2 protein-coding genes are annotated in these 12,507 nt (G+C 37.3%); both read right to left on the bottom strand.

All coding sequences use genetic code 11. The annotated features are described in order from the left end of the window. Positions 1-367 precede the first annotated feature (367 nt). Entirely contained in the window at positions 368-8,509 is an 8,142-nt protein-coding gene (locus tag L0660_RS12715; protein WP_235159806.1) for a DEAD/DEAH box helicase, read from the bottom strand. Positions 8,510-8,615: 106 nt separating this feature from the next. Continuing rightward, complete coding sequence (locus tag L0660_RS12720) at positions 8,616-12,503, bottom strand: Eco57I restriction-modification methylase domain-containing protein (RefSeq protein WP_235159807.1); 3,888 nt, start codon at positions 12,501-12,503, stop codon at positions 8,616-8,618. Positions 12,504-12,507 lie beyond the last annotated feature (4 nt).

The following is a 12,507-nucleotide window of genomic DNA, read 5'->3' on the forward strand; positions in this document are numbered from 1 at the left end:
ACTTCAATATTCCTCAATATCAACAAGTTAGATGACGTAGTTACGTGAAGAAGACATGTTTGTATATTTAAAAGTCAACTACATGCTATCGGAGACAATAGAGAGGTGGGCTTCTATTGCTGCTAGAACTGTAACAATTCAGCAATGGACTGCTGAAATTAATTGACAAACAGGTAGTTGAGTGGCTACCCTGAGCAGAGAAAGCTGTAACTGATCGAAATTACAGAAATTTTAAAATTAGGAATTAGAGAGCATGTTATCTGGAAAATTAAGGACAAAGAATCGTCCCAGACAAATTCGTCCGGTGATTAAGAAACATAAGTTTATGTATTACCGGAATTTGTAAGTTCCAGAAAGACAAGCGCCCTTAGCTGCCCGGAACACCAAAGCCGGCAAAGTCTACCAGATAAATGTAACCCTGATCTCTTGCTTCCGTACACCAATCTCTTGCAAAGTTTGTCTCATTTTCCAAATCGAATCTGCAAGTATCTTCGTAAGACCAAACCACCACTTCACTTACAACAAAGCCGGTAACCGTCTGATGGTCTCCCGCAATATTGGCGTTACCTGCTAATTCTCCGATAGGTCTTGTTGAATTTTCCTTTAAAAGTTCATGAACACTAAAATGTGCGCCGTTATGCGAAATAACTTTCCTTCTTATAAAAACGAAGTCACCACTTCTGACAGAAGCATTGATATAACTATTCACACCACTATTAAAATTAAAAGCTTTAGCTGCCCATCCTATTTTCAATTTTTTAATTCCCGGCTGTAAAGGAATACCCATGCGAACGTTTTCATTTTCAGGAATAACATAGCGATTACCATTTGCTAATGCAATTTCTCTGAAATGTTTGAAGATCACCAAGCGATACCTTGCTCTTGTATAGGCTACAAATGCTAACCGTTTTTCTTCATCTAACTGTTCTTCAAGTTCTGCTTGAGTATGTAACTCATTGCTATTTAAAGGCAAATTTGAGAATGATGGAGGAATAATAACGCTATCAAATTCAAGACCTTTAACCTTATGCATTGTAGTTAGAACTATTTCCGTCTCACTAGTGCTATTCGTAATTTTATCTACATGTTTTTCGTATATTTTATATAATTGTCCATCATCCTTTTGAGTCAACTCATTTATGAACTCTAATAAACCATCGAATACCTGATGCTCATCCTGTTCCTCCAGGTATTCTAAAACAAGAGCATGAATAACTCTAATGTAAAAATGAGTCCAATTTTGGTTGTGATTGATCAGATCGCCTATAAATTCACGAAAGGTTTGTTTAAAACTTGGAAGAATTTGTTCACCTATCTTGGATTTTAAGAATAACATAACGGCATGACATTCTCTTATGCGAGTGAACTCATAAGGCAAGCTACCTTGAATACGGATTCTAATATTTGGAAGATTAAGTCCTTTTATTTTTTGAAAGCCTCTGTATACCTCGTTGTTTGTTCTGAAAAGAATTGCTATTTGCTTATATGGCCGTTGCCCCACTCTTTCTTGCATTAACATTGAAATCTGATCCCACCAATCCATTCTTTGCTGCGTCCGGTCTATTATTTGAGCATAATTTGCAATGAAATTCTCATCAGGAACTCTTGTTGGTCTTGGAATCAAATGTTCGTGCTCTGCCGGAAGTGTCAGTATCTGAGACGCTAAATTCAATATTGCCGGGTAGGACCGATGATTGTCATATAATTTAAATTGAGTTGGATTGAATATCTTATTAAAATCAGCATAATATGGCCAAGGGCCCATGCTTCCACCTTCCTTTATTCTTTCATATCCATATATGCTTTGATTTGGATCGCCTATTATAAACAACTGAGAATCAGTTAATTCATGTAGTTTGTTTAAAAGCTTAATTCTTACATTATTAATGTCTTGAAATTCATCTACTAAAATATGCTTTAACGGTGCTAGTTGATTCATGATTTGCCCAGGAGCACTAATCAAACGCTGAAGTAAAATATTTTCCCATGTATCGAACGGATGACCATTAACTTCATTTTGGCAATACCTTTTCGCTAAACCATGAAAGGTAAATATCTTGATTCTCTTCGCTAAGTTTCCGTAACCTAAGTCGTTGAATAGATGGCCTAATCTTTCTTTCAACTCGGAAACAACAGCTCTATTATAAGCTAGCACTAAAATTTCTTCGGGATTCGTTCCGATATGATGCACCAATTTGGCTACCCGAAGCGTCAATGTATGTGTTTTACCGGAACCAGGACCAGCCATAACATTGATGTGCTGATTTATTTCGGCATCATAAACATTTCGTTGTTCTTTATTCAACCGATCTTCTTCCGTTTTCATTGCGTCTCCCCTCCATTTTACAAGCAATGGGTCATTGGGTGGAAGCTCCTCTTGTAATACTTGTAATAAACTTTCCAAAGAGTTACAACCGAAGTATTTCCTGATGAAAGTGTCTTGCTTTTTTCTGATTTCACGCACGTTATTACCTAACTCACCTTTATGGAATCCAGCCAATACTTCGAGTACAATCAGTTTCAATTCTCTTACTTTTCGGGTTTCATCAAATTCTTCATATATTATTTTATCAGCAGATTGCAAATCTGTTTCGTCGATATTCTCAGTTGAGGTAAGGTAAATTTCAATGCCGCTAGGAAGCAAGCCTCCCGTCTTACTATATCCTGACACAGATAGTATAAAAAGTAAGTCAGATAAGTATTGAATATTTCCTTCAAAATTCAATCCGGAAATAATATCTGGCCAGTTGAAGTTCTTTAAGTTTTTCTCAAAATATTGCTGGGATACATAATCTAATAGTTTTATACAATCTTTCTTAATTTGTGCTATTTTATTTGACCATTCTTCCTTTTTGTGATAGCCATTAAAGATTGACTGCTTTATTTTGACTTTCTGGTTACCGTCAGTAACCTTTTCCATTTTGGTTTCATGTTTTGTTTTTCCCAACAAACGAATGATGGTAAAGGCATGTTTGCTTCTTTTCTTGACAATGTCTTTGAGGTAGTTGTTATATTCCTTCGTTTGATTTTCTGCATTGTCTTTCTTTGTCCAAGGTAGCTTCTTAAATTTTATATTTTCAGTTATAGATTCATGTATAAACACGTCTAATTCCTCACCGTCAAAAATCTTGGAGTCGTTGATTGGGACTGTACTTAGGATTTTAGATGCCAATGAAAATATAACCTGAAGTGCTGGGTACTTTTCGGCTCTAGAATGGATATTTTTACAATGATTTGTTTCGTCGAAGCGGATTTTAGATGGCTCAATCACCACATCTTGTATTAGTTTAAATATTCCAGCAGAATGATTTTTAAGTAAAGCACTAAATAGGTTGTTGAGACTTAGCCTTGAAATGCTCCGAAGTGATGCAATAGATAATTGTACTACCTTACTAGATTGATAATCAATTGGTTGTAGCTCAATTATGGCATAACATACTTTTTCGCAATCCTTATCCGGACAGTTATTTATACGTTCGGCTAATTTGTTTAATGATGCGGAATCAAATTCTAGATGAGTAATTGTAAAGTAGCCCAATTTAATTCTTTCTAATCGTTCCAGCCAATGCAAAGCGATTCTGAATTTATTATCCAGGTCATCATTCACAGAACCCTTTTTATTCGAATACAGATTGAACGGAACTGCTACTGGAATTTCGGTATTAGATGTCAAGGGCTTAAATCTTTCGATATATTCTTGCAATACATGTTTGATATCCTTGACCTCATGCCAGGAAATTCGGCTTTCATGCAGTTGGTCTTTCAACTTTGCGAAATCATTGGTGGTAGTAAGACAGAGTGTCCTAATAGGATTTTCAATATTACTAAATCCTGCTTCCAAACGTTGTTTTTCGTTTCTACCAGCCCTACCAACTTCTTGAAGAAAATCCTCAAATGTACTAGGTGGTGAATAATGTGTTACAAAGTGAACGTTTGGAATATCCATTCCCATACCAAATGCTTTTGTTGCAAAGAGTATTAGAATTTCGCCTGCTTTAAATCTTTCGTAAGTATCCGTTCGATCTTCTGCATCCATTCCTGCATGGAACCCACCGACCTTATCCGCAAAACTACAGTCTGCGCCAAATACATCCCTTAAACTGTCCGGCATTATTAGAGAGCATTCTTCAACCTTTTTTCTGCTCTTAACAAAAATGATTGCCCGGCTTAGGGAAAAATTAAATTTGCCTGATTTTAGGTAATTCGCTACTTCAAGAAGCATGTCATCTTCAACCACATTATGTTTGAAATCCATCTTGATGTGGTCTCTTACAGGATTGTAACTTTTCTCAGTGCCTTCTACGGTAACTACGCCGGGCATCAAAACACTTATTTCTTCAAATACCTGTTCTGATATTGTAGCAGAAAATAGCAGCTTACTCATTTTATATATTCCAGAATAACCTGCAACTTTTCTACCAGCATTCAAATAGTCAGGCCGAAACTCCTGACCCCATTGCGAAATACAGTGTGCTTCATCAAATACAACATATTCTAATCCGCTATCCGCATCCAATCTTGTTAGAAGGCAATTTTCAAAAGATCGAGACCTAAACCGTTCTGGTGTGATGTAAAGAAGCGTTATCTCACCTCCTACGATTCTTCTATAAATGTCTTTAATCTCTTCGTGTGATTTATCACCACTTAGATATTCAACGTTGCTATATAGACCTTTGTCCCATAGTGTCTCTACCTGGTCATGCATTAATGCTCTCAAAGGTGATACAACGATTGAAAGTTTATTCGTAAATGAAGATCGAAACAATGCTGGCGCTTGGAATAACACAGATTTTCCAGCACCAGTTGGCAGGGAGATTAATAAATCTTTTTTTGCCGGAAGGATATCATTGAGACATTGATCTTGATAGTCGTACCAATCAAAAAAATCTCCATTTTCATTTTGGGGCAAAAATAATCGTCTTAAAATCTCCTTAGCTTCTCTCACGTCAAAATCAATATCAACCGTAATATCTGAAGGGAAAAACTCAGATGCCTCTTTGTAATCAGATTGATATTCTTCTATTCTATTCCAAAGTCGTGCATATTTTGACTTTACATCCAAACTCTGTTCAATACCAACAAAGTCAGCTAATCTAGTATCACACAAATACAAACAAGAATCTGGATTATTATCTACAATCATCTTATAGTAATAGTCAACTAGGGGTTTGTGAAGCCTAAATAATTTGTACGTATCAAAATCACCTTCACCTACTAAATCCTTCTTTATTGTTGGAATGTATTTTGCGTTTTCGGATAATTCAATATCTGTTTTCTCAATAGTATTTTTCAGCATCTGTAATTTCTCCTGCAACAAAAAGCTATCCCATATGAAATCTATTGAGCCAGAATAGTTTGTTGAAATGACTTTGTCTAATATTAGAAAAGATGCAATTAAGAGTTTGTTAGATGATCTGTGTGTGTGCAATAGTTCTACTTGCCGTGCCAGTGAAGCTTTTTTGTCAGGAATATAATACCCTTTACGTCTTGCATAAGCAGATAGTTTTTCTATTTCAGATTCATTGTTGATAATTAGAACTTTCGGATTGTTTACTTCACCCATACCCTCAAATAATTTGAATTGATATGTCCAATAGCTTTTCCGGTACAATGATTCAGGGTTTACCCTTTTCTCCTCTGCTATATAACTGCTATTTTTGGCATCAGGCCGTATGACGAATGAATTTGTTTTTGTAAACGTCTCTTCCACCCAATCAATGTGGTAAACTTTATTAAGAGGCAGATCTTCCAGAGATGCTTTGAAATTCACGTTACACCATACTCTGAATTTGCCGTTTCCAATTTTTTCCAACCAAATATTTTGAAGAAATTTGGGGAATTCAGTAATACCTAATTTACTGCAGTGGATTTGTTCAAGACTGACGAAACTTTTACCCCCCGACATCTGCAACCAAATAGGTTCATTCTTCAATCTGGCGAAAATTGTAGCGAAGTCCAAGTCCTGGCCTAATTGTAATTTGCTAGTTAGGTTGTACAATTCACTTCCGATTACAATTGTTTGAATGTCCGAATCGTGATTCACATATTGTTTGAGAATTTCTATATCAGTGGGTTTAATACAGATAGGTTTGTCGATTTTGTTTCCAAAATCAACTTCTATACAGTCGCATATTGCTGTTGACTGTTCATTAGTCAACATTGATTTTATAGCTGTCGGTAAATGTTGTAAGTATGACTGAAGTCCTTTTGAAACTCGTGAATCCACAAAGCTATAAAGGATAGCTTTTAGTATATTTTCATCGGCAAAAGTTGCTGCTATCTTTTCTTTATTTAAGTGAAAGCTTAAGAACTTATCAGTGGAATAGAATGCGAAGTCAAATTGATGTGACAATGTATCCCATAGAAATTCAGGAGCAATTATAATCTTGCTACTCACGTCCTCTAAGTTTTTTGAGAGTTGAGCAAGTATTTGCTCTGGAAGATTTCGATTCGTAGGATTTGGGCGGAAAAATTCGTTTGCCTGAGTTGTAAGATAGTTATAATCTAACAATGCCAAGGTTGGGTTTGTGCTAATTTGATTAATTGCGTTGATTGCTTTTGATGGCAATAACTCCTTAATAGCTACTGAGTTATTTATAGATGCTATTATCCTAGATAATTGATTTTTGAACAATCGATAGGTGAGCTCCACATCGGATACTGCACCGTGCTCGGTTTTAAGGCCATAACTGAATCGTTCCGGATTTAGAAACATTTCGACCTCGAGCGTATCCCAAATCAAGTCTGCTGGCGGTGAAGCTCCATGATCTGCTAGTATCAGTAAGTCAAATTTTTTTATGTTCTGCCCAATTATTAAGCGACTGGAATTTAAGAGACTGACAAGTTCGGCAATCCCATCTCCAGGTATTTTATAATCTACATCACTTCTTACACCTGATTCGCTTTTCCAGGCAAACTCATTTATTTTCTCACCATCGGATTCCAGATCGAAACATAGGAAGTCAATTTTTGCAAATTTATTTTCAAGAATGCTAGTGATGTGCCTCTCTCGGTAATTGGATAGAGATGGAAACTCTAAATAATATTTTATAATCTTATCAGCTGGCTGCTTTTCTATAAAATGCGCTTTATCATTGTCATTTTGTATTTTCTCAATGTGAGTCCTTACTCGGATATCAGAAAGCTCTTGAAGCAATCCCTGCTCATAAAGTTCTATGTAGTAGTCATTATCGCTGCATTTGAAATTAGCTTCAGTCAGATCAGGAGAAGCAAAAGTACCAATGAAAGTTTTAAGGAAGATTATTACAGTTTCCAGCTCCTCTTCAGTGTTTATTTCCCAGCCCCGGCTAATTAAGTAATTATATGATTCTTCAACTAGTCTTGTCGGACCTTGCTCCGAAGATATCTTAGTTATTACTTGTTGTAATTCCTTCCAATCCAGGGCTGGCAAAATGTCGAGATTCCATAGATCAAAGTCTTCCTGCTTTGTGCAAGTTGGCAGGGTTTCGATTTCACCCAAAGTCCAGAGTGCGAAACTTACCTTTGAAAGCAACTTTGCTCGAGGTTTTAGATAAGGCTGAAAAAGGGGGATTTCTTTTGCCGCATTGATTCTGCTGGTGACTTCTGTTAGGGATTCTCGCTCAATACTCTCAATACCGTCTGCATATAGCGAGTGAATCTCGGCTTCCTCAAGTTCTGGTTTCAGTACGTTAGTCAACCAAACAATTGATTCAATGTAATCGACAGGATTCAACAGGTGTTTCACTAATAACGTTTTGCCAAATTGAACTTTTACCTCTTTCTGGATTGCATGGTCTTGAACGACGCTTGGTTCCCAATAAGAACGCCGATGCTGACCAGTTACTGTTGCGAAGCAGTTTTCATATTTGCCTCTAATGGCTATTTTTTTTGGGAAGGAGTTTTCTATTAGTGGAAGGCAGATGGGCTGCACCGCTCCTTTTTTGTTGAATATGACTACCGGAACTTTGTTGGAGACGTTAATTGCATCAAGTTCGCCAGTCTTTTTTCTGGAAGGTTGGGTTTCTAATATAACTATCTCATCCGTTGTAATTCCCGGTGTGAGTAAGTTTGAAACATGAATAAAGCACTCTTTTTCATCTTCAAAGCTATGGATGTAGCCGAAGCCTTTTGTGGCATCGAAAAACTTAACTTTTCCCAGTTTTATATGTTTGGTAGGCGTGTGATGCTCTTTTGTTGCAATTGAGTTTAATTGTGGATTTTTTATATCGCCAAATGTTTTGGCGATATTTTCTTTTGGCTTAGTAGTGACCTTGCTTAAGTCAATTTGAGTTACTAGCGCACCACCTTTCAAAACTTTTTCAAGTTTTAAGCGCACATCCATTTTAGTAAGCTTCGTAGATGTCTTTGGGTCTATATTAACTGCAATTCTAAATAGTTCAATGACGGACGGGAGTTGCTCTTGCCCTATATCTTCAAATCTGGATAACTCGAGACCAATATGCTTCAATCCTTTTTTGAGGTCCGCAATATCTATCAGTTCCTTATTTAGAATATCGTTTAGGTTCATTTGAGGGGCGAGTATTTTTTGCAGAATCTAGAATTCTCCTTTCTGAATTTGCAATAGATTGTTGTTGAATTGGAAGGGATTATTCGAACATTCAGTGTGCAACTAATTATTCACCAAGCAAGTCACTGACGTAGCCCAATTCTTTTTTGCTTAAGGGCATCGGTTGTTTTTTGCTGGTTTTCTTCTTGTTCCACAATCCGGCTTTCACCTCCTCCTCATGAATCTTATGGTTCAGCTCCAACAACCGTTTCAACACTTCTTTCCTGGCATCAGGATGGATCGTAAAACGCACTCTGTCATTCTCCGGCAAATAATCTACTTCATAAAAATCATGCTTCAGTGCTATATCATTCCATCCGTAGGCATCCAATACTGCCTCATCCATTTGCACATGTATCTCACGGAGTTTGAGGATGCCTTTTATGGCTTCATCAAATGAAATAGTATTAGCCGTTTTTTCAAAATGCTTTTGCAGTGAAGCTACCTGTTTGTCTTTATCATTAATCCCTTGTGTGGTGATGGCATTGCAGTGGAACAGATTATATGTTTTGGTAAGCCCCAATTGCATATTCATCATGAGTTGCCTGCGGTGTTCGTGGTAGGCTTCGCCAATGGTTTCTAATTGCCATTTCTGTTCGGAATTTATATTTGGTGGAAAAGGAAAGGTCTCAAAGAGAGAAGTGGGAGCATAACTCAATCTAGTTTCAAGTGTTGTACAGTAATTCCAACACCAACTATTATGCATTGAACTTTGTAAAACGGCGAAAGAGTTGAACTCATGTAAGTCAAATACTATCAGCTTGGCATCAAGTACCTGATTTGTATTAACAAATTCAAATGCTACTGGTTTGGTAACTTGTGCAATCGCAATTACTTTGGTCTTGTTTTTAATTGAATCATACATATCAACCGCTCGTCTACCATATTGCCACCATTTTTCTCTATATCCTTTGTCTTTTAAAATATCCCTTTGTGGTTTTACCTTATTTTGAACGATTGTATAGCAATCAAAATAATTTTTTTTACAATAATCTTCTTCCCAGTTATAAAAATTAATTATTTGACGAGTTGCAGTTGCATCGGAAGTAGAGTTTAAATCGTCCCCATTTAAATAAGGTAAAATAACTTTTGCATTTGACATACTGTTTTTAAGAAGTGTTGTAGCCTCATCCTTATCCAAAATAAAACCAGTGCCTAAAACTATTGTCCCCTGAAAACTTTTCTTTTGGTTCGAATATAAACAAAATGGATTTTCATTATTACTTTTATTGTCATCAAGAAATGGAGTTATAGAAATCACTTCGGTTGACCCTAAAAATATCTTCTTCTTCCAATTGCCTTTGAATATGCAAACTAAAGAAACTTCGAGAGTGGCTACACCTGGCCATTTAGTAGATTTTATTGCAAAATTTATTGTCCCTGACTTACTGCTTATATATTCTAACGACGCTTTTTTCGTATCGCCTTGTGCTATTGTATTCGTTGATATTAAACTTTGAAATCCTTCATTTTTAATAATGTAATAAATCCTCCTAAAAAAATATCCCACCAAATCAACTCCACCTTCTACTGGGAAATAGTAATACTTTATAATTGACAAATAATCATCTCCATAATTTCCACTTATTTTTTTTCCACCTAAAAAAGGAGGATTCCCCAACACACAATCAAAGCCTCCTTCATTAAATACTTCCGGGAACTCGATAAACCAATGGAAGAACCTTTGTTCTAATGCCACTGCTGTTGCCTTCGCAACTTTTCTATCCTGCCAACCTTTATAACCACTTAGGATAAGCCGGAAATCTGCATCGGTCATCAGGTATTCTTTGTTGGCATCGGTTTTAGGAATAAAGAATTGAGCAATTTGTGTATCCGCCATTGCCTTTAAAAAAGTAAAACCTTTGCCATCAATAAACTTCTTGTAGGCTTTTGCCTTATGTTTTGTCTCATCAGGTGTGGTTTCTGGCAGCTGGTTAAAGGTCTTGTATTCTGCCATTGCTTCCTGCACAGAGTTTTCGGTTGTTTTTTCAAACTCAGCTTTCAGCTGTAAACTTTTGGCAACCCTTTCTTTGCGTTCTTTTACATTTTTATCACGCCATGTTTTGGCAATGTCTTTATTGTCTACCGTAAGGGTTTTAAAGGCTTCATCAGCAATTCCTTTTTCCAATTCGCTGCGGTGTGCCAGGCCTACTATGGCGTCGCCACATTTAATATGATGGTCTAAAAAGTTAAGCGGTTCTCCGGGGTTGTATGCTTCTAACCATAAGGCAATTTTGCAAAGCTCCACTGCCAGTGGATTCTTATCTACGCCATAGATGCAATTCCGCACCACATCCTTCATGGCTTTGCGAATAGACAAAGGATTGGGTTGTTCTTCCTCGGTTTGCATCCTGGCTACTGCCAGTGCAATTCTACGAGCTGCACTTAATAATATATGTCCACTGCCGCAGGCAACATCGCAAACTTTTAATTTTAATAAGGCATTTATTGTACTTTCCTTGCTTACTTTCTTTTGCGTGTAAAGTAGCAATATGTCTTCAATGAGATACTCTAATGAATGTTTGATTAAAGGCTGCACCAATTCTTCTGGTGTGTAATGAGACTGAAACTCTCTGCCACCCGCTTGCTTTTGCCAATTCACCGAATAATTATCAGAGCCTTCTACTTTGTTAAACTCTAATTTTAACTCCAGTAAACCTTCATAAACAGAACCAAATTCTTCAACATCCAGTCCGCCATAATTAACGGCTATCAGTACCCCATTGTCATTTTCAAAATAACTAAGTGACTTTAAGATGTTTAACAGGACCGAATTACTCAGGTAACATTGGTGCAAATCATATTGACTATTGCTGATGGCATGGTAGCCAAACAAATCACCCTGCAGGCTCATGATGCCAAGTTTTTCACCAATTTCTTTTTGCTCAAACAAAGAAAAGGTGCTCACCAGGCTTTGCCATAAATCGTAATGGCGGTTGGCTTCGGGTGGTGGAAGTTTTTTAGCCAATTTCCTTAACCTGAGTAAGCTATAATAATTGAAATAGATTTGGTTAAAGCGTTTGGTTTCAGGTGTTTTGCTATCTGAGTAAATAAGGTTACGCTCTTCAATGACAAACAGAAATAGCAAGCGATAAATGATTCGCAGCTGGTGCCGGTAATATTCATCTGTGTTAACGTTTCCCGCTGCAACAGCCTCACGCAAAGCTGCATTATTAGGATGGTTAATGAAACCATTGGCCAAGTTCTTTATAGCTCCTTTAACTGCTTCACCCAATTTATTGCGGATAGTACTACCGGCTTCCAACCCTTCCTGATGGTATTTCTCCATGATGCTTTCAGCTCCGGCATCAATCTTTTTAGGCATCCGACTGGCATGGAGCACACGGTAGAGAATAACGAAATCAGAATACAGATCCTCTTCCATCATTTTTTCAAGGTTAAACTCCAAATAGCTTAACCGAGTAATACGGCTGGCATCACGCAGCAAACGCAGTTGGCGGCCATTGGTAGCCATGCCATACAGGTGCTCACTGTAATTGAGATACTCCTGCACCAAAGCGTGAGGTGATACCCGAAGTTGCTTATTCTCTGGTCGCTTGTCCAGTGATTCGTGGTAACCACCTACATACACAGGAAAATTATCTAAGCTGCTGTCACGGAAACCAATAGGAAAAGATTTGCCGTTGAGTTCTTCGGATTGTCGGTTGAATGTGAGATTGTAACCCAAATTGGTTAGAAGAGGCGATATCCAGAAATTACGCGTTTCTGTTGTTCCGGCTTCACCTTCCTTTAATCGGCCCAATTTACTTTTATATATAGTCCATTGTCCTTTGGCATCCTGCCATGCCAGGCTTATTTCATCCTTAAGTTTGGCATTGGTTAAATCGGCATTGAAATCCTTGCCCTGCTGGAATGTTGCTTGCTCACCGCGGATTTTGGCCAACAAGTCAGTGGAAAGAATGGAGCCTTGTATGTCTATTGAGGGAAAATTCATACTG

It is taken from the genome of Dyadobacter sp. CY351 (genome assembly GCF_021502625.1).
In the GTDB taxonomy this organism is placed as follows: domain Bacteria; phylum Bacteroidota; class Bacteroidia; order Cytophagales; family Spirosomataceae; genus Dyadobacter; species Dyadobacter chenhuakuii.

Bases quoted from the DNA above. Each gene is read 5' to 3' on its own strand.
- L0660_RS12715 (WP_235159806.1), bottom strand. From the start codon at position 8,509: ATGAACCTAAACGATATTCTAAATAAGGAACTGATAGATATTGCGGAC.
- L0660_RS12720 (WP_235159807.1), bottom strand. From the start codon at position 12,503: ATGAATTTTCCCTCAATAGACATACAAGGCTCCATTCTTTCCACTGAC.